This is a genomic window from Kitasatospora sp. NPDC056651, assembly GCF_042792155.1.
Lineage (GTDB): Bacteria > Actinomycetota > Actinomycetes > Streptomycetales > Streptomycetaceae > Kitasatospora.
Genome location: NZ_JBHTWX010000025.1, coordinates 30,268 through 49,238 on the forward strand (window position 1 = coordinate 30,268; position 18,971 = coordinate 49,238).

Annotated in this window: 18 protein-coding genes; 2 read left to right on the forward strand and 16 right to left on the reverse strand. The window is 72.3% G+C overall.

Annotation, left to right across the window (positions count from 1 at the left end):
- From aroB to mltG (ACFRAR_RS12815), 5 genes are all read right to left on the reverse strand, one after another.
- Positions 1 to 1,092: a 3-dehydroquinate synthase gene (aroB, locus tag ACFRAR_RS12795; protein WP_380697694.1), complete on the reverse strand. Its 1,092-nt coding sequence runs from the start codon at positions 1,090 to 1,092 to the stop codon at positions 1 to 3.
- Positions 1,085 to 1,606 (reverse strand): shikimate kinase, encoded by a 522-nt coding sequence (locus ACFRAR_RS12800; protein ID WP_380697696.1) that lies wholly within the window; start codon positions 1,604 to 1,606, stop codon positions 1,085 to 1,087. The genes aroB and ACFRAR_RS12800 overlap by 8 nt, the downstream gene beginning before the upstream one ends.
- The gene (gene aroC, locus ACFRAR_RS12805) at positions 1,603 to 2,787 is read right to left on the reverse strand and encodes a chorismate synthase (protein ID WP_380697698.1); all 1,185 of its coding nucleotides are present in this window, start codon (positions 2,785 to 2,787) and stop codon (positions 1,603 to 1,605) included. The genes ACFRAR_RS12800 and aroC overlap by 4 nt, the downstream gene beginning before the upstream one ends.
- A gap of 219 nt (positions 2,788 to 3,006) precedes the next feature.
- Positions 3,007 to 3,837, reverse strand: a complete 831-nt coding sequence (locus tag ACFRAR_RS12810; protein ID WP_380697700.1) for a shikimate dehydrogenase — start codon at positions 3,835 to 3,837, stop codon at positions 3,007 to 3,009.
- A gap of 42 nt (positions 3,838 to 3,879) precedes the next feature.
- A complete protein-coding gene (gene mltG / locus ACFRAR_RS12815) occupies positions 3,880 to 5,256 on the reverse strand; it encodes an endolytic transglycosylase MltG (RefSeq protein ID WP_380697702.1) in 1,377 nt (458 codons plus the stop codon).
- A 12-nt stretch (positions 5,257 to 5,268) separates the two neighbouring features.
- On the opposite strand from mltG (ACFRAR_RS12815), the gene ACFRAR_RS12820 reads away from it, so the two are divergent.
- Positions 5,269 to 5,694, forward strand: a complete 426-nt coding sequence (locus ACFRAR_RS12820) for a hypothetical protein (protein ID WP_380697704.1) — start codon at positions 5,269 to 5,271, stop codon at positions 5,692 to 5,694.
- Positions 5,695 to 5,870: 176 nt separating this feature from the next.
- Here ACFRAR_RS12820 and mltG (ACFRAR_RS12825) read toward each other — a convergent pair whose 3' ends face one another.
- From mltG (ACFRAR_RS12825) to ACFRAR_RS12845, 5 genes are all read right to left on the reverse strand, one after another.
- On the reverse strand, positions 5,871 to 7,118 hold the full coding sequence (mltG, locus tag ACFRAR_RS12825) for an endolytic transglycosylase MltG (RefSeq protein WP_380697706.1): 1,248 nt from the start codon (positions 7,116 to 7,118) through the stop codon (positions 5,871 to 5,873).
- 138 nt (positions 7,119 to 7,256) lie between these two features.
- On the reverse strand, positions 7,257 to 7,736 hold the full coding sequence (ruvX, locus tag ACFRAR_RS12830; protein ID WP_380697708.1) for a Holliday junction resolvase RuvX: 480 nt from the start codon (positions 7,734 to 7,736) through the stop codon (positions 7,257 to 7,259).
- The gene (gene alaS / locus ACFRAR_RS12835) at positions 7,736 to 10,405 is read right to left on the reverse strand and encodes an alanine--tRNA ligase (RefSeq protein WP_380697710.1); all 2,670 of its coding nucleotides are present in this window, start codon (positions 10,403 to 10,405) and stop codon (positions 7,736 to 7,738) included. Before alaS ends, ruvX begins: the two co-directional genes overlap by 1 nt.
- Positions 10,405 to 10,848 (reverse strand): DUF6167 family protein, encoded by a 444-nt coding sequence (locus tag ACFRAR_RS12840; protein ID WP_380697712.1) that lies wholly within the window; start codon positions 10,846 to 10,848, stop codon positions 10,405 to 10,407. The genes alaS and ACFRAR_RS12840 overlap by 1 nt, the downstream gene beginning before the upstream one ends.
- A 4-nt stretch (positions 10,849 to 10,852) precedes the next feature.
- A complete protein-coding gene (locus tag ACFRAR_RS12845) occupies positions 10,853 to 11,332 on the reverse strand; it encodes a DUF948 domain-containing protein (protein WP_380697714.1) in 480 nt (159 codons plus the stop codon).
- Positions 11,333 to 11,537: 205 nt separating this feature from the next.
- Between ACFRAR_RS12845 and ACFRAR_RS12850 the strand changes: the two genes are divergently transcribed.
- Positions 11,538 to 11,864 carry a tetratricopeptide repeat protein gene (locus tag ACFRAR_RS12850; RefSeq protein WP_380697716.1) on the forward strand — a complete coding sequence of 109 codons (327 nt, stop codon included), beginning with the start codon at positions 11,538 to 11,540 and terminating at the stop codon, positions 11,862 to 11,864.
- A gap of 87 nt (positions 11,865 to 11,951) precedes the next feature.
- Here the strand turns inward: ACFRAR_RS12850 and rpsD are convergent, their stop codons facing one another.
- From rpsD to hisS, 6 genes are all read right to left on the reverse strand, one after another.
- Entirely contained in the window at positions 11,952 to 12,566 is a 615-nt protein-coding gene (gene rpsD / locus ACFRAR_RS12855) for a 30S ribosomal protein S4 (protein WP_196952100.1), read from the reverse strand.
- A gap of 312 nt (positions 12,567 to 12,878) precedes the next feature.
- Positions 12,879 to 14,321: a replication-associated recombination protein A gene (locus ACFRAR_RS12860; RefSeq protein ID WP_380697718.1), complete on the reverse strand. Its 1,443-nt coding sequence runs from the start codon at positions 14,319 to 14,321 to the stop codon at positions 12,879 to 12,881.
- Positions 14,322 to 14,370: 49 nt separating this feature from the next.
- Positions 14,371 to 15,204, reverse strand: coding sequence for a polyphosphate kinase 2 (ppk2, locus tag ACFRAR_RS12865; protein WP_380697720.1), 834 nt, complete (start codon positions 15,202 to 15,204; stop codon positions 14,371 to 14,373).
- 110 nt (positions 15,205 to 15,314) lie between these two features.
- Entirely contained in the window at positions 15,315 to 15,821 is a 507-nt protein-coding gene (locus tag ACFRAR_RS12870) for a GNAT family N-acetyltransferase (RefSeq protein ID WP_380697722.1), read from the reverse strand.
- 95 nt (positions 15,822 to 15,916) lie between these two features.
- Positions 15,917 to 17,707 (reverse strand): aspartate--tRNA ligase, encoded by a 1,791-nt coding sequence (aspS, locus tag ACFRAR_RS12875; protein WP_380697724.1) that lies wholly within the window; start codon positions 17,705 to 17,707, stop codon positions 15,917 to 15,919.
- Positions 17,704 to 18,966, reverse strand: coding sequence for a histidine--tRNA ligase (gene hisS / locus ACFRAR_RS12880; protein WP_380697726.1), 1,263 nt, complete (start codon positions 18,964 to 18,966; stop codon positions 17,704 to 17,706). Before hisS ends, aspS begins: the two co-directional genes overlap by 4 nt.
- Positions 18,967 to 18,971 lie beyond the last annotated feature (5 nt).

The following is an 18,971-nucleotide window of genomic DNA, read 5'->3' on the forward strand; positions in this document are numbered from 1 at the left end:
TCACGCCGAGACCTCCGCGTACGCGGCGACCAGCAGCGACGGGTCCGGGCCCTCCAGGACCGAGGTCTTGCCCAGACCGTCCAGCACGATGAAGCGCAGCAGGTCGCCGCGCGACTTCTTGTCGATCTTCATCGCGTCCAGCAGCTTCGGCCAGGCGTCCGCCCGGTAGCTCAGCGGCAGGCCGACCGAGGCCAGCACGGTACGGTGCCGGTCAGCCGTCGCGTCGTCCAACCGCCCGGCCAGGCGGCCGAGTTCGGCGGCGAAGAGCATGCCGATGGAGATCGCGGCACCGTGCCGCCACTTGTACCGCTCGTTGCGCTCGATGGCGTGGCCGAGGGTGTGGCCGTAGTTGAGGATCTCGCGCTGCCCGGATTCCTTGAGGTCCCCGGAGACGACGTCCGCCTTGACCTGGATGGCCCGGCGGATCAGCTCCACGGTGTTCGGGCCGGCCGGCGTCTTCGCGCCCTCCGGGTCGGCCTCGATCAGGTCGAGGATCGCCGGGTCGGCGATGAAGCCGCACTTGATGACCTCGGCCAGGCCGGAGACGTAGTCGTGCTTGGGCACGGTCTCCAGGGTGCCGAGGTCGGCCAGCACGCCCACCGGCGGGTGGAAGGCGCCGACCATGTTCTTGCCCTCGGCGATGTTGATGCCGGTCTTGCCGCCGACCGCCGCGTCGACCATGCCGAGCAGCGTGGTGGGCATGGAGACCCAGCGCACCCCGCGCAGCCAGGTGGCGGCGACGAAGCCGGCCAGGTCGGTGGTGGCGCCGCCGCCGAGGCCGACGATGACGTCGCTGCGGGTGAAGCCGGTCTGTCCGAGCACCGACCAGCAGTACGCGGCGACCTCGGCGCTCTTGGCCTCCTCGGCATTGGGCACCTGGAGCGCGATGGCCTCGTAGCCCTCGCCGACCAGGTCCTCGCGGATCGCGTCGGCGGTGGCGGCCAGCGCCTCCGGGTGGATGATCGCGACCCGCTTGGCCTGGGCGCCGATCAGCGGCGCCAGCTCGCCGAGCAGCTGGTGCCCGATCAGCACGTCGTACGGGTCGTGGCCGGCGCTGCCGCCGACGTGGATCCTGACGGTGGTGTCACTCATGGGGGGTCTTCAGCTCCAGTGCTTCCAGTACGGCGTCCGCGACCTGCTCGGGGGTGCGGTCTGCGGTGTCGACCACGGCGGTGGCCACCTCCAGGTAGAGGGGGCGGCGGGCCTCCATCAGCTCGCGCCAGCGGGCCCGCGGATTGACGGCCAGCAGCGGGCGGGGGGCGTCCAGCCCGACCCGCTTGACCGCGTCGCCGAGCGGGACCTCCAGGAAGACCACCGGCAGCTCGCGCAGCAGCTCGCGGGTGGCCTCGGCCATCACCGCGCCGCCGCCGAGCGCCAGCACTCCGCCGTGTCCCTCGGCGGCCGCGCGCACCGCGCGGACCTCCAGTTCGCGGAAGTGCGGCTCGCCCTCGTCGATGAAGATCTCCGGGATCGGCTTGCCGGCCGTCGCCTCGATGTCGGCGTCGGTGTCCCGGAAGCCGACGCCCAGGCGCTCGGCCAGGGCCCGCCCGACGGTGGACTTGCCACTGCCGGGCGGGCCGACCAGCACCACGACGGGGCTCGTCATCGGATGATCAGGTTGTCGAGGTAGCCCTGCACGTTGCGACGGGTCTCGGAGACGTTGTCACCGCCGAACTTCTCGCTCACCGCGTCGGCCAGCACCAGCGCCACCATCGCCTCGGCGACGATGCCGGCGGCCGGCACCGCGCAGACGTCCGAACGCTGGTGGTGCGCCTTGGCCGGCTCGCCGGTGCGCACGTCCAGGGTCTGCAAGGCCCGCGGCACGGTGGCGATCGGCTTCATCGCGGCGCGCACCCGCAGCACCTCGCCGGTGGTCAGGCCGCCCTCGGTGCCGCCGGAGCGGCCGGAGGTGCGCTTGACGCCCTCGGCGGTCGGGACGATCTCGTCGTGCGCCTTGGAGCCCGGCACCCGGGCCAGCTCGAAGCCGTCGCCGACCTCGACGCCCTTGATCGCCTGGATGCCCATCAGCGCGGCGGCCAGCCGGGCGTCCAGCCGGCGGTCCCAGTGCACGTGCGAGCCGAGGCCCACCGGCACCCCGTACGCCAGCACCTCGACCACGCCGCCGAGGGTGTCGCCGTCCTTGTGGGCCTGGTCGATCTCGGCGACCATCGCCTTCGAGGCGTCGGCGTCCAGGCAGCGCACCGGGTCCTCGTCCAGCCGGGCCTCGTCGGAGGGCAGCGGCAGCACACCGGCGGGCGCCTTGGCGGCGGCCAGCTCGACCACGTGGCTGACGATCTCGATCCCGGCCACCTCACGGAGGTACGCGCGGGCGACGGCGCCGAGCGCGACCCGGGCGGCCGTCTCACGGGCGCTGGCGCGCTCCAGGATCGGCCGGGCCTCGTCGATCGAGTACTTCTGCATGCCGGCCAGGTCGGCGTGGCCGGGCCGGGGGCGGGTGAGCGCCTCGTTGCGGGCCAGGCCCGCCAGCACCTCGGGGTCGACCGGGTCGGCCGACATGACCTGCTCCCACTTCGGCCACTCGGTGTTGCCGACCATGATCGCGACCGGGCTGCCCATGGTGAGGCCGTGCCGGACGCCGCCGAGGAAGGTCACCTCGTCCTGCTCGAACTTCATCCGCGCCCCGCGGCCGTAACCGAGCCGGCGGCGCGCCAGCGCGTCGGCCACCACGTCGGTGGTGACCGGTACACCGGCGGGCAGGCCTTCCAGCGTCGCGACGAGTGCGGGGCCGTGCGACTCCCCCGCCGTGAGCCAGCGCAACGTACCCAACGGAGCTCCTTCATCAGCGGACCGGACCTCGGCACCGCCGGGGCCCGCCCTGGCGTGCCTTCTGTCCGAATCCTTTCATGCCCCGGCCACCCCCGGTGGCACAGTCCGGGTGACGGACGGCTACGGGCCACGATCCGACCCGACTCTGTCAGGAAGGAGGCCCGGCCTCAGCGACCGGACTCGGCGACCGGACCCGGCGCCCAGGCTCAGCGCCCGGACTCAGCGCCCGGCGAGCGCCTTCTCCCCCGCCTCGCGCATCGCCGCCAGCGGCCCGGGCGTCTGCCCGGTGAAGGCCTCGCTCTGCAGCACCGCCTGGTGCACCAGCAGGTCCAGCCCGCCGAGGACGGTCGCCCCGCGCCCGGCGCAGGCGGCGGCCAGCGCCGTCGGCCAGGGGTGGTACAGCACGTCGAACAGCGCGCCCGGCTCGGCGGGCAGCGCGTCGGCGAAGGCGTCGGTCGCGCCGACCGGCGTGGTGGAGACGGTCAGCGGCCGGGCCAGCGCCTCGGCCCCGCGCTCCCAGTCGGCGGTGCGGACGGCCACGCCCAGCCGCTCGCCCAGCCCGGCCATCTCCCGGGCCCGCTCGGCGCTGCGCACGTAGACCGTCACCTCGCCGGTGCAGACCTGGGCGAGCGCGGCCAGCGCCGAGGAGGCGGTGGCCCCGGCGCCCAGCACGGCCGCCTCGGGCACCTCGGTGATCCCGCGCTCGCGCAGCGCGTTGACCAGCCCGGGGACGTCGGTGTTGTCCCCGGTGCGCCGGCCGTCGGCGGTGAACACCACGGTGTTCACCGCGTCCACCGCCCGGGCCGTCGCGCTGACCTCGTCCAGCAGCGGGATGACCGCCCGCTTCAGCGGCATGGTGAGCGACAGCCCGCCCCACTCGGCCTCGTCCAGGCCGGCGACGAACCCGGGCAGCCCGGCCTCGTCCACCTCGAAGCGGTCGTAGCGCCAGCCGTCCAGCCCGAGCGCCGCGAAGGCGGCCCGGTGCAGGTCCGGCGAGAGCGAGTGGGCGATCGGCGAGCCGAGTACGGCCGCCCGGTGCTTGCTGGTCAACGCTGCCTCTCCGAGGACTGCCGGACCGTCGTCCGGCCGTGGCTACTTCTTGGTGGTGCAGTGGCCCCGCGCCTCGTCGAAGCCCTGCCCGGCGGCCTGGCAGTACTCCTTGACGTTGGCGTAGTGCTCCTTGCTCGTCTCCGCGAACCGGGTCTCGGTCGGGGACATCGCGATGAAGTACAGCCACTTCCCGTCCGCCGGGTGCAGCACCGCGCTGAGCGCGTCGTCACCGGGGTTGGAGATCGGCCCGGGCGGCAGGCCCTGGTTGATGTAGGTGTTGTACTTGTTGGACGCGTCGTCCATGTCCTTCTTGTCGAGGTCCTTGCGGTTCAGCGAGTACTGGAGCGTGGTGTCCATGCCGAGCCGGTGGTTGATCTCGCCGCCGGCGGCCAGCCGGTTCTGGATGGTCTTGGCCATCTTGGCGAAGTCCGCCGGGTTGTTGCCCTCGCGCTGGAGGATGCTCGCCTCGATGAGCACCTCGTACCCGTTCTTCAGGCCCACCGAGGCGGCCTGGGAGTCCAGGTTGGCGTACTTCTCGGTGGCGTTCTTCACCATCTGCTTGAGCAGGTCCTCGGGCTTCATGCCCTCGGCGATGTTGTAGCGGGTCGGCCAGAGGAAGCCCTCGATGTTGCCGTTCGCGTAGGCCGGCAGGCCGAGGTTGGCGGCCTGGGCCTGGGCGACGCCCGCCGTGGTGCCCTTCTCCAGCTTCAGCTTGCCGTCGATCATGGTGTAGATCTCGGCGGAGTTCTTGCCCTCCGGGACCACGATCGCCGCGCCGCCGGCCTGGGCGAGCAACTCCTTGAGCGCCTCGGCGGCCGGCATCTCCTTCTTCAGCTCGTAGTAGCCGTACTGGATGGCGCCGCACTTGGGTTCGGCCTTGCAGGCCTCGTTGAACGCGTCGACGCTCTTGACCACGCCGGCGTTCTTCAGCGCCAGGCCGATCTGCCCCCCGACCGCGCCCTTCTTGACCTCGACCTGGACGGAGCCGGTGCCCCCGCCGGTGAAGTCCGGCGCCGGGCCGAAGTGCTTCTGGTAGAAGTCGTAGCCCCACCAGCCGGCCCCGCCCACGGCGCCGAGCAGCACCACCGAGGCCAGCAGGCAGGCGCCGCCGTTGCGGCGGCCCGACTTCTTGCCCTTCTCCTTGCGCTTCTTCTGCGCCTCGCGGGAGTCGTCCCGGTCCCCGAGGAAGCCGGCCTCCTCGGCCCCGGGCTGCTCGTCGAGGTACCCGGCGTCCGGGTGGCGGCCGTCCTCGTGGCCGTCCCACCCGTCCGTCCCGGCCTCGTGGGCACCGCCCACCGGGTCGGCGCCGGCCTCCAGTGCGGCGGCCTCGGCCTCCCAGTCGATCCCGTCCGGGCCGGGGCCGCCGGCCGGAGCGGGCGCCGGGGCCGGCTGCTGCCGCGCGGCCTGCTGCTGGGGCACCGGCTGCTGGGCGTGCTGCGGCTGGACCTGCTGTTGCTGCTGGGCGCCGGGGAAGCCCTGCTGCGGGTAACCCTGCTGCTGCGGCTGCTGCTGCCCGTACCCCTGCTGCACCTGCTGCGGGAACCCCTGCTGGGGATAGCCCTGCTGCTGGACGAACCCCTGCTGACCGCCCGGGTAACCCTGCTGCTGCATCATCTGCTGCTGGGGCTGCGGCTGCTGCTGGTAGCCCTGCTGCGCCATCTGCTGCTGCTGTTGCTGCGCGTACCCCTGCTGCACGTCCCCGTACGGCTGCTGGCCCTGCTGCGGGTACTGCTGCTGCCACTGGCCGTCCTGCTGGCCGGGGACCGGCTGCCGGCCGTCGTGCCCGGGATCACCGGGGTGCCACGGCTCGCCCTGGGGGCCGTAGCCCCCACCCAGATCGGTCATCGATCCCCTTAACCGACGGTGACGACCGGAGGATCGAACCGGCCGTCCGGGACGACGTCGTCCCGGCTGATTCTCGAACCGGCGTGCTAGCGCAGCGCCTGGAGGGAGACGTTACCGTACCGCAGCCTTGCCCCCGGCCGGGCGGACGCACGGTCGGTGAGCGGTCTCACCGAGGGCGCACAGCACCGTCACGGGGTCGCCGCACCGGAGCCGGACCCTCCCGCCGCCGGATCCGGGGCCGCCGGGGAGGCCGGGTCGGAGGCGCCGGGCTTGACCGCCGCCCGGTTGGCGTTGAACTCCGCCACGTTGCGCTGCTGCACGTCGAAGCTGTCGGTGAACCGGGTGTCCCCCGGCTTGACGGTGACGAAGTACAGCCAGTCCCCCGGCGTCGGGTCCAGCGCCGCCATGATCGCCTGCCGCCCCGGGTTGGAGATCGGGGTCGGCGGCAGCCCGGGGTGCACGTAGGTGTTGTACGGGGAGTCCAGCCGGGTGTCGGTCACCGAGGTGTTCAGAGTCGACCGGCCGAGCGCGTAGTTGATGGTGGAGTCCAGTTGCAGGGGCATCCCCTTGGCCAGCCGGTTGTAGATGACCCGGGCCACCCTGCCCATGTCCTCGGTGTTGTCGGCCTCGCCCTGGACCATGCTGGCCACGGTGATCAGCCCGTACACGGTCTGTCCCAGGTTCGGTGCGACCACGCCGGCGTCGTCCCGGCTGAACTCCTTGCCGGCCCGGTCCACCATCTGCTTCAGCAGGTCGAGGGCGGTGGTGCCGTCGGTGACGCTGTACTTCGCCGGGAACAGGTAGCCCTCCGGGCTGCCGTTGGCGAAGTCCGGCAGGCCGAGCTCGGCGCCCTGGTCCTGGGCGATCTTCTGGGTGGTGCCCGCGGGCAGGTTCAGCTTCTTGTCGATGGCGGCGTAGATCTGGTAGCCGCGCCAGCCCTCGGGGATGGTCAGGCCGTTGGCGTTGGCCGGGTCGATCAGGATCGCCAGCGCCGCCGCGGCCGACATCCGCTGCTTGAGCGTGTACGTCCCGGGCTGGATCCGCCCGGCCGCCGCCGCGCTGCCCTTCGCGGCCCGGGTGAAGGCGAGCGAGCTGGCCACCACCCCGTTGCGGACCAGCGCGGACGCGATCTGGGACAGCCCGGCGCCCTCCGGCACCGAGACCTGGACGCTGCCGGTGCCCTGCCCCGCGAAGTCGGCCGCGGCCGGGGGCCTGCGCTGCGCCTGGAACCAGCTGTACCCGGTCAGCCCGATCCCGCCGAACACCGCGACCAGCGCGAACGCGGTGAGCCCGCAGGCCAGTCCGTTACGCCGTCGGTGCGGATCCGGCGCATCGAAGCGCGGACGGGGCGCGCCCGGCGGACGGCCCTCCGGTTCCAGCACCGGCGCGCCCAGGTGTCCCGGTGTGAGCCCCGGGTGGAAGTCCTGGTCGGTCATGGCTCGGGTCCCCTCGGCGATCCCAGGCCGATGCGGATCGGTACGGAACGATCCACATCGGACACGGAAACCAACGAAAGAGGGGTCCGTGCGAACGCGTCCGCACGGACCCCTCATCGGGACGTTAAACCAGGCCGGTCAGCCGGCCGCCTCGACGCTCTCACCGGGTGGGCGTCCGCTCACCCGTTCGGACTCAAGGGCGGTCTGGAGGATCACCACCGCGGCGGCCTGGTCGACCACCGAGCGGCCCTTCTTCGCCTTGACCCCCGAGGCACGCAGCCCGTGGGTCGCGGTGACGGTCGTCATCCGCTCGTCCACCAGCCGCACCGGCACCGGGTAGAGCCGGTTGGCCAGCCGCGCCGCGTACGCCCGGACCTTCTCCGCCGCCGGGCCCTCCTTGCCGCTGAGCGAGCGGGGCAGGCCGACGATCACCTCCATCGCGCCGTACTCGTCGACGATGGCGGCGATCCTGGCCTGCGACTTCACCCCGGCCGGGACGGTCTCCACGGGCGTGGCGAGCACCCCGTCGGGGTCGCAGGACGCGACCCCGATCCGGGCGTCCCCGACGTCGACGGCGATCCGCCGCCCACGCCGGAAGGGCCTCTCCTCGAACTCCATCAGCTGGCGCGCTCCGCTACCAGGCCGCGCACCGCGGCGATGGCCTCGCCGACCGCGGCCGGGTTGGAGCCGCCGCCCTGGGCGACGTCGTCCTTGCCGCCACCGCCGCCGCCGAGGGTCTTGGCGGCGGTCCGGACCAGCTCACCGGCCTTGATGCCGCGGGCGCGGGCGTCCTCGTTGGTGGCGATCACGGTCAGCGGGCGGTCGTTCGCCACGGTGAACGCGGCGACCACGGCCGGGCGCGAGCCGAGGCGGCCGCGCACGTCCAGGACCAGCTTGCGCAGCTCGTCCGCGCCCACGCCGTCGGCGACCTGCGCGGCGACCACGGCGATGCCGTGCACGTCCTCGGCCGAGTCGGCCAGGCCCGCCGCGGCGGCCAGCACCTTCTCGGCGCGGAAGCGCTCGATCTCCTTCTCCGCGTCCTTGAGCTTGGCGAGCATGCCCGAGATCTTCTCCGGCAGCTCCTCCGGGCGGCCCTTGACCAGCTCGGTGAGCTGGGAGACCACGGTGTGCTCACGGGCCAGGAACTTGTAGGCGTCGGAGCCGACCAGCGCCTCGACCCGGCGCACGCCGGAGCCGATCGAGGACTCGCCGAGCAGCTTCACCAGGCCCAGCTGGGCGGTGTTGCCGACGTGGGTGCCACCGCACAGCTCCTTGGAGAAGTCGCCGATGGTGACGACCCGGACCTCGTCGCCGTACTTCTCGCCGAACATCGCGATGGCGCCGGCCTTGCGGGCCTGGTCCATCGTCATGACCTCGGCGGTGACCTCCAGCTCACGGGTCAGCACGTCGTTGATCTTCTGCTCGACGTCGACCAGCACGCTGCCCGGAACGGCGGCGGGCGAGCCGAAGTCGAAGCGGAAGCGGCCGGGGGCGTTCTCCGAACCGGCCTGGGCGGCCGTCGGGCCGAGCGCGTCGCGCAGCGCCTGGTGGGTCAGGTGGGTCGCCGAGTGGGCGCGGGCGATCGCCCGGCGGCGCTCGGTGTCGATCGTGGCGTACGCCGAGGCGCCCAGCACGACCTCGCCGAACAGCACCCCGCCGGAGTGCACGATGACGCCCGGGACGGGCTGCTGCACGTCGCGGATCTCCACCACCGCGCCGGACTCCAGCCGGATCCGGCCCTGGTCGGCGAGCTGGCCGCCGCCCTCGGCGTAGAACGGGGTGCGGTCGAGGATGATCTCGACCTCGTCGCCCTCGGAGGCGGCCGGCGACGGCACGCCGTCCACCAGCAGGCCGACCACGGTGGCCTCGCCCTCGGTCAGGCTGTAGCCGGTGAAGACGCTGGCACCGGACTTGTCGGCGACCTCGCGGTACGCGGCGACGTCGGCGTGGCCCATCTTCTTGGCCTTGGCGTCCGCCTTGGCGCGGTTCCGCTGCTCCTGCATCAGGCGGCGGAAGCCGGCCTCGTCCACCTGGAGGCCCTGCTCCTCGGCCATCTCCAGGGTGAGGTCGATCGGGAAGCCGTAGGTGTCGTGCAGCTTGAACGCCTGCTCGCCGGAGAGCACCACGCCGCCGGCCTGCTTGGTCTCGGTGACCGCGACGTCCAGCAGATTGGTGCCGGCCTTCAGGGTCTGGAGGAAGGCGCCCTCCTCGCCGATGACGACCGTCTCGACGCGCTTGCGGTCGGTCTCCAGCTCGGGGTACTGCGGGGCCATCGCCTTGATCGCGACGTCGATGAGCTCCTTGGCCACCGGCCCGGTGGCGCCCAGCAGCCGCATGTTGCGGATGGCGCGGCGCAGGATGCGGCGCAGCACGTAGCCGCGGCCCTCGTTGCCCGGGGTGACGCCGTCGCCGACCAGCATCAGCGCGGTGCGGATGTGGTCGGTGACCACGCGCAGCGAGACGTCCGCCTTGTGGTCGGCGCCGTAGGTGTGGCCGGTCAGCTCGGCGGCGCGGTCGAGGATCATCCGGCTGGTGTCGATCTCGAAGAGGTTGTCGACGTCCTGGAGGATGGCCGCCAGGCGCTCCAGACCGAGGCCGGTGTCGATGTTGCGGCTCGGCAGGTCGCCGAGGATCTCGAAACCGTCCTTGCCGTCGCCGTGGCCGCGCTCGTACTGCATGAAGACCAGGTTCCAGATCTCCAGGTAGCGCTCGCCGTTGACGGCCGGGCCGCCCTCCTCGCCGTACGCGGGGCCGCGGTCGTAGTTGATCTCCGAGCACGGGCCGCACGGGCCGGGGACGCCCATCGACCAGAAGTTGTCCTTCATGCCCAGGCGCTGGATGCGCTCCGAGGGCACGCCGATGACGTCACGCCAGATCAGCTCGGCCTCGTCGTCGTCCTTGTAGACGGTGATCCAGAGCTTCTCCTTCTCCAGGCCGTAGCCACCGTCCGCGACGGGAGTGGTGAGCAGCTCCCAGGCGAACTTGATGGCTCCTTCCTTGAAGTAGTCGCCGAAGGAGAAGTTGCCGCACATCTGGAAGAAGGAGCCGTGCCGGGTGGTCTTCCCGACCTCCTCGATGTCCAGGGTGCGCACGCACTTCTGGACGCTGGTGGCGCGCGAGAACTGCGGCTTGACCTCGCCCAGGAAGTAGGGCTTGAACGGCACCATGCCGGCGTTGACGAGCAGCAGGGTGGGGTCGTCGGCGACCAGGGACGCCGACGGAACGACGGTGTGGCCGCGCTCCTCGAAGAAGCGCAGCCAGCGGCGGCGGATCTCAGCCGACTCCATTAGTGGTCCTTCCGGTTCGGGGTTCCGCCCCGCCGCGGCAGGGCGCGGCGGGGCGTTTCTTCAGTGGTCTGGGGGGTGGTGCGGGCGCCGCCGGGCAGCGAGCGGGCGCGGGACGGGGGCAGGGCGGCGGCCGGGCTACCGGGCGCCGCCGAGATAGCTCGGTACTGCGGCTCGCCGCGCAGGACACGGCGGTCGGCGCGCGGCTCCACCACGGCGGTGCCGTGCAGTCCGAGGTCGTCCTTGAGCTGCTCCTCGCGCTCGGCCATGCCGGCCCTCACGTCCTGGGCAAACTGCTTCGCCAGGTCGCCCAGCTGCAGCGCACCGCGCGCGGCGGTGCCGGAGAGACTGTCCGGGGTGAGCCGGTGCACGGCCTCGTTGGCCTTGTTCATGGCCCAGACGGTGGCGCCGGCGCCGACCGCCATCCAGAAGATGCGCCGCACCATGCCGTCAGCCCCTCACCGCGCGCCGGACCCGGGAGAGCAGACCGCCCCTGGGCGCGGTCGCGGCGCGCACCTCGGCCCGGATCAGCCGGGCCAGCTCCTCGCGCTCGCCGGCCTGGGCCGGCACCGGCGGCAGGGTTCCCTGCTGCCGGGCGACGGCCTTGCGCACGCCGTAGCTGAAGGCCGCGACCTTCACCAGCGGTCCGCCCAGGGTGGCGGCCACGGTGGAGGAGAGCGCGTTGGCGTTGGCGGCGGCGTCCTGCACGTTGGCGGTGATCTCGTCCACCCGCTCCAGCTGCTCGTTGGCGCTGCGCACCGCGGCGCCCGCGTCGGTCAGCAGCGGGACGGCCTGCTCGGTGACGGCGGAGACCAGGACGGTGGCCTCCTTCAGCACCCGCGAGAGGCGGACCAGCACCACGGCGAGCAGGGTGACCAGGACCGCCCAGAAGACGGCGACGAGCAATCCGGCCAGCTCTCCCACGGACACCTTTGCGCGCTCCCTCGCCTTGCAGTTCTTCAGGGGAACCCTATCGCGCCGATGCGCCGTTCCCGGACCGGGTTCTCTCCCGGGCTACCGGCCGGTCACTCCGGGGCGATGCCCGGGGCCGCCCGCGCGGTCGGCCCCGCCGGGCCGGAATAGATGAAACTTGCCGATTGCTTGAGGAGGCAAGGAACCACCCGGAAGGATCACCATGGCCGTCCACAACACCGCCGACGAGTACCGCATGGCGAAGTTCTACTTCGATTCCAAGGCGTACACCGACGCGGCCCGCATGCTCGAAGGTGTGCTGGCCGAGGAGCCGGCCAACCTCTCCGTCCGGCTGCTGCTGGCCCGCAGCTACTACCACTCCGCCCAGCTCGGGCGCGCCGAGGGTGAGCTGCTGCGGATCCTGGAGGCCGACCCGGCCGAGGACTACGCCCGGCTGATGCTCGGCCGCACCCTGGAGCGCCAGGGCCGCGCCGAGGAGGCCCGACCGCACCTGCGGCTGGCCGCCGCGATGACCGGCGAGGGCCTCTGACGGCAGCGGCACACGAAAAGGGGCGAGCCCCCGTCGCCTCGGAAGGCGGCGGGGGCTCGCTGGTGGTTCGCGAAGAGCGAAGCCGGGTCAGCGCGAGTAGTACTCGACGACCAGCTGCTCGTCACAGATCACCGGGACCTCCTTGCGCTGCGGCGCACGGTCCAGGCGGAAGGCCAGGGCCTTCAGGTTGACCTCGAGGTACTTCGGGGTCTGGCCCTCACCCGCGTAGCCACCCTCACGGGCGACCTGGAAGGGGACCTTCTCCTTGGAGCGCTCGCGGACGGTCACCACGAAGCCCGGCTTCATCTGGAACGACGGCTTGTTGACCTTGCCACCGTTGACCTCGATGTGGCCGTGGACGACCATCTGGCGGGCCTGGTAGATGGTGCGGGCGATGCCCGAACGCAGCACCAGCGAGTCCAGACGGGTCTCCAGCTCGGCGACGAGCGCCTCACCGGTCTTGCCCTCGGCCTTCTTCGCGCGGTCGAACGCACGCGACAGCTGCTTCTCGCTCAGGTCGTACTGGGCGCGAAGACGCTGCTTCTCGAGCAGACGGACCTTGTAGTCCGAGTTCTGCTTGCGGCCACGGCCGTGCTGGCCGGGCGGGTACGGGCGGGCCTCGAAGTACTTGACGGACTTCGGGGTCAGCGGCACGCCGAGGGCGCGCGCGATCTTGACCTTGGGACGCTTCTGGTTCGCCATGAACCAAACCTTCCTTGCTTACGAATACGGCTTCACCAGGTGTTGACGGAGGTCGCACGTCGCGACCCGGAGAAAACCCCGCCGCCTGCGCGATGGGATCAGCCGCTCTCCGGAGCCGGGCACGGAAGTGCTGGTCACACGGACCGGCCCAGTCGCCTGGGCCGCCCGCGACACCGAAAACGGTGCGCGACGCTCCTGGTGCGGGCCTCCCGGGGGAGGCCTACCGCCGATGCCCCGCTGGTGCGGCCGGTCGGTGGGGTCTCCCCCGCCGCCGTCCCGGGACATGGCACTCCGACCGAGTATACCGGTGGATCACTCGCCCTTTTCCCCGGGCCGCTCCTCGGCCTTCGCCTCCGGCTTCGCGGCCGGCTTCTTCTCGGCCTTCTTCTCGGCCTTCCTCACCTGCCGCTCCCCCCGCAGCCGCCCGCGCGTCCACTCCACCACGTCCGCGTACCGGGCCTCGCCGCCACGCCTGGTCGGCTGGTAGTACTCCTTGCCGTGCACCGCGTCCGGCGCGTACTGCTGGGCGGCGATGCCCTCCGGCAGGTCGTGCGGGTACCGGTAGCCCTTGCCGTGGCCGAGCTTGCCCGCGCCGCCGTAGTGGGCGTCCCGCAGGTGGGGCGGGACGGCGCCCGCCAGACCCTGCCGGACGTCGGCCAGCGCCGCGTCGATCGCCAGGTAGGCCGCGTTGGACTTGGGCGCCAGGGCCAGCGCGATGGCCGCCTGGGAGAGGATGATCCGGGCCTCCGGGAAGCCGATCAGGGCCACCGCCTGGGCCGCCGCCACCGCCGTCTGCAGGGCCGTCGGGTCCGCCAGGCCGACGTCCTCGCTGGCCGAGATCATCAGCCGGCGGGCGATGAACCGCGGGTCCTCCCCCGCCTCGATCATCCGGGCCAGGTAGTGCAGGGTGGCGTCCACGTCGCTGCCGCGGATCGACTTGATCAGCGCGCTCGCCACGTCGTAGTGCTGGTCGCCGTCCTTGTCGTAGCGCACCGCCGCCTGGTTGACCGCCGTCTCGGTGGTGGCCAGCGTGATGCTCGCCTCACCCTTCTCCAGCGCCGCCCCGGCCGCCGCCTCCAGCGTGGTGAGCGCCCGCCGGGCGTCCCCGCCGGCCAGCCGCACCAGGTGGTCCTCGGCCTCCGCGGTCAGCTCCAGCGCGCCCTCCAGGCCGCGCTCGTCCGCCACCGCGCGGCGCAGCAGCACCCGGACGTCCTCGTCGGTCAGCGACTCCAGGGTGAGCAGCAGCGAGCGGGACAGCAGCGGGGAGATCACCGAGAAATACGGGTTCTCGGTGGTCGCCGCGATCAGGGTGACCCAGCGGTTCTCCACGGCCGGCAGCAGCGAGTCCTGCTGGGCCTTGGAGAAGCGGTGGATCTCGTCCAGGAAGAGCACCGTCTCCCGGCCGGACATCCCGACCGCCCGCCGGGCCCCGTCGATCACCGCCCGGACCTCCTTGACCCCGGCGGTGATCGCGGACAGCTCCACGAAGCGGCCCTCGACCGCCTGGCTGATCACGTGCGCCAGGGTGGTCTTCCCGGTGCCGGGCGGCCCCCAGAGGATCACCGAACTGGTCGCCGCCGGGCCCCGCGAGCCCGCGACCAGCCGGCGCAGCGGCGAGCCGGGCTTCAGCAGCTGCCGCTGCCCGGCCACCTCGTCCAGGGTGCGCGGGCGCATCCGTACGGCCAGGGGCGCCCGGCCGGGCTCCCTGGTCTGGCGTTCCTCGGCTGCGGCGGTGAAGAGGTCCGGTTCGTCCACACCGGAAGCCTATGCGAGGGCTCCGACGGCCCGGGCCGCCACCGGTCGGCTACTCCAGGCCGGCGGCGTGGTCCGGGACGTACTTCTGGAGGTCGCGCGGGGGCCGCTGGTAGCCGCGCGACGCCGGGCGGGCCGGCAGCTCGATCCGCGGCGCCTTGGTCTCGTGGTACGGCACGGTGGACAGCAGGTGGGCGATCATGTTGATCCGGGCCCGGCGCTTGTCGTCGCTCTCCACCACGTGCCAGGGCGAGTCCGGGGTGTCGGTGTGGATGAACATCTCGTCCTTGGCCCGGGAGTAGTCCTCCCAGCGGCTGATCGACTCGACGTCCATCGGGGAGAGCTTCCAGCGCTTCATCGGGTCCTCCAGCCGGTCCCGGAAACGCCGCTCCTGCTCGGTGTCGCTCACCGAGAACCAGTACTTGCGCAGCAGGATGCCCGACTCGGTCAGCATCCGTTCGAAGGTCGGGCACTGGTGCAGGAACTGCCAGTACTCCTCGTCGGTGCAGAAGCCCATCACCCGCTCGACGCCCGCGCGGTTGTACCAGCTGCGGTCGAACAGGACGATCTCCCCGGCGGCCGGCAGGTGCTCCACGTACCGCTGGAAGTACCACTGGGTCTTCTGCCGCTCGGTCGGCGTGGGCAGCGCCGCGACCCGGGCGACGCGCGGGTTCAGGTACTCCGTCACCCGCTTGATCGCCCCGCCCTTGCCCGCGGCGTCGCGCCCCTCGAAGACCACCACCACCCTGGCGCCCTCGACCTTCACCCACTCCTGGAGCTTCACCAGCTCCTCCTGGAGCCGCAGCAGCTCCCGCTCGTACGGCTTCCTCGCCAGCTTCTCCGGCTTCGCGGTCCGCTGCTGCTCGATCACCCTCGGGTCCTCCATCCGGCTGAATGCTGATGAGCACTCACCGTAGGCGCCGAAGGCGGGATCCGCAGGCCGACAGGGCCGTGGGCGGCCGGGTCGGCCCGGGGAATCGAGCGGGAAGGAGGGGTCTAGACCGAGACGAAGGGCTCGGGGTAGCGGCAGAGCCCGCGCGGGCCGCCGTCGTACGCCGTCAGGAGCAGCGCCTGGAAGTACGCCTCCGGCACCTCGAACGGGCCGGTGACGTCGTGCCGCCCGGCCGGCTTGAAGCCGAACCGCGCGTAGTACTCCGGATCGCCGAGGACGACCACGAGCTTCTCGCCCGCCTCCTCGGCCGCCGCCAGCGCGGCCCGGACGACCAGCTCGCCGACGCCCCTGCGCTGCCACTCGGGCGCCACCGCGACCGGCGCGAGCGCCAGCCCCCGGCCGTCCCCGACCCGCAGCCGGGTCAGCAGCGCGTGCCCGATCACCAGCCCGGTCCCGTCGACCGCCACCACGGACAGCCCGGGCAGCCAGGCCGGATCGCGGCGCAGCGCGTCCACCAGGTCCGCCTCGTCCGGGCCGGGGAACGCGGCCATGTGGACGCGTCTGGTCGCCGGGGCATCCTCCGGACACTCGACTCTCGTTGTGACCTGCATGGGTCAACCCTCCCTGTGTCACACACCGTTGTGGACCGGCCCCGGACGGCGGGTGAGCCGTCCGGGGCCGTTGCAGGTTAGCGGATGACGCGACGTCAGGCCTTGGGCTGAGCCTCGGACTTGACGTCCTCGCGAACCTTGGGCTGGGCGTCCACGCCGGCCTCGCGGCGCTGCGCCGGGGTGATCGGGGTCGGGGCACCGGTCAGCGGGTCGCCGCCGGTGGACGTCTTCGGGAAGGCGATGACGTCGCGGATGGTGTCGTACCCGCCCAGCAGCGTGACGATGCGGTCCAGGCCGAAGGCGACACCACCGTGCGGCGGCGGGCCGTAGTTGAAGGCGTCCAGCAGGAAGCCGAACTGCGAGGCCGCCTCCTCCTCGGAGAGGCCGATCGCGTCGAACGCCCGCTTCTGCACCTCGCGCTGGTGGATACGGATCGAACCGCCGCCCAGCTCCGAGCCGTTGAGCACCAGGTCGTACGCGTTGGACAGCGCCGCGCCCGGGTCGGTGTCGAAGGTGTCCAGCGACTCGGCGGTCGGGGCGGTGAACGGGTGGTGCACCGCGTGCCACCCCTGGAACTGACCCTTGTCGTCCTCGATCGGCTCGAACATCGGGAAGTCGACGACCCAGAGGAAGGCCCACTTGGACTCGTCGATCAGCTCGCAGCGACGGCCGATCTCCAGACGGGCGGCGCCGAGCAGCTCCTGGGAGGCGCGCTCCTTGCCGGCCGCGAAGAAGACCGCGTCGCCGTTCTTGGCGCCCGCGGCGGCGGCGAGGCCGGCCAGGTGCTCCGCGGAGAGGTTCTTGGCGACCGGGCCGCGCAGCTCGCCCGTCTCGGCGTCGATGAGCACGTACGCCAGGCCCTTGGCGCCGCGCGCCTTGGCCCAGTCCTGCCAGGCGTCCAGCTGCTTGCGCGGCTGCGAGGCGCCGCCCGGCATGACCACGGCGCCGACGTACGGGGCCTGGAAGACGCGGAAGTCGGTGCCCTTGAAGTACTCGGTCAGGTCGGTGAGCTCCTGGCCGAAGCGGACGTCCGGCTTGTCTGAGCCGTAGCGGCCCATGGCGTCCGCGTAGGTCATCCGCGGCAGCGGGTTCGGGACCTCGTAGCCGTGCACCTCGCGCCAGATGGCACCGATGATCTTCTCGCCGAGGGCCAGGACGTCCTCCTGGTCGACGAACGAGGCCTCGATGTCGAGCTGGGTGAACTCCGGCTGCCGGTCGGCGCGGAAGTCCTCGTCGCGGAAGCAGCGGGCGATCTGGTAGTAGCGCTCCATGCCGGCCACCATCAGCAGCTGCTTGAACAGCTGCGGCGACTGCGGCAGGGCGTACCAGTGGCCCGGCTGGAGGCGGACCGGGACCAGGAAGTCGCGGGCGCCCTCGGGGGTGGAGCGGGTGAGGTACGGCGTCTCGATGTCGAGGTAGTCGTTCTCCTCCATCACCCGGCGGATGATGTTGTTGACCTTCGAGCGCAGCCGCAGGCCCTTGGCCGGGCCCTCGCGGCGCAGGTCCAGGTAGCGGTAGCGCAGCCGGACCTCCTCGTTGACCGTGCCCGGCTCGTACTCGGCGACCGGGAAGGGCAGCGGGGCGGCCTCGGACAGCACCTCGATGGCGCTGACGACGACCTCGACGGCGCCGGTCGGGATGTCCGGGTTCTCGTTGCCCTCGGGGCGGACCCGGACGTCGCCGACGACCTTGACGCAGTACTCGGCGCGCAGGCCGTGCACCGAGTCGAGGTCGCGGACCACGATCTGCACGGTGCCGGAGGCGTCGCGCAGATCGATGAAGGCGACGCCGCCGTGGTCGCGGCGGCGGGCGACCCAGCCGGCCAGGGTGACGGTGGTGCCTGCGTGCTCCGGGCGGAGCGTGCCCGCGTCGTGCGTGCGGATCACAGCTGCTTCTCCTTCAGGGTGGTGACGAGTGCGTCGAGGGCGACGGGGGTCTGTTCGCCGGTGCTCATGTCCTTGAGCTGGACGACGCCCTCGGCGAGGTCCCGGTCCCCGGCGATCAGGGCGAAGCGGGCGCCGGACCGGTCGGCGGACTTCATGGCGTTCTTGATGCTCTTGACGCCGAAGGCGAGGTCGGTGGCCACGCCGGCCCGGCGCAGCTCGACCACCTTGGCGAACAGGACGTTCTTGGCCTCCTCGCCGAGCGCGACGGCGTACACGGCGGTGGCGGCCGGCAGGTCGAGGGTGACGCCCTCGGCCTCCAGCGCGAGGAAGGTGCGGTCCACGCCGAGGGCCCAGCCGACCGAGGGCAGCGCCGGGCCGCCGATCATCTCGGACAGGCCGTCGTAGCGGCCGCCGCCGCCGATCGCGGACTGGGCGCCGAGGCCGTTGTGCACGAACTCGAAGGTGGTGCGGGTGTAGTAGTCCAGGCCGCGCACCAGCTTGGGGTCGTCCACGAAGGCCACGCCCGCCGCGGTGAGCAGCTCGCGGACCTTCTCGTCGTACGCCTTGCACGCCTCGCACAGGTAGTCGCGCAGCATCGGGGCGCCGACCAGCTGGGCCTGCACCGACTCGCGCTTGTCGTCGAGGACGCGCAGCGGGTTGATCTCGGCGCGGCGGCGGGTCTCCTCGTCCAGGTCCAGCCCGGAGAGGAACTCGATCAGCGCGGCGCGGTAGACCGGGCGGCACTGCTTGTCGCCGAGGCTGTTGAGCAGCAGCGCGTAGTCGCGCAGGCCCATCGAGCGGAAGGCGTCGTCGGCCAGGATGATCAGCTCGGCGTCCAACGCCGGGTCCTCCGCGCCGATCGCCTCGGCGCCGACCTGGGAGAACTGGCGGTAGCGGCCCTTCTGGGCGCGCTCGTAGCGGTAGTACGAACCGGAGTACCAGAGCTTGACCGGCAGGTTGCCCTGCTTGTGCAGGTTGGCCTGGAGCGCGGCGCGCAGCACCGAGGCGGTGCCCTCGGGGCGCAGCGCGAGCTCGTCGCCGCCCTTGGTGGTGAGGGTGTACATCTCCTTGGTGACGATGTCGGTGGACTCGCCGACACCGCGGGAGAACAGCTTCACGTCCTCGAAGACCGGGGTCTCGACGTAGCCGTAACCGGCCCGGCGGGCGGGCGCGGCGATGCGCTCGCGGACCGCCAGGAAGGTCGCGGAGCTGGGGGGCAACAGGTCGTAGGTGCCCTTGGGGGCGGTGAAGGTGCTCAACTTCT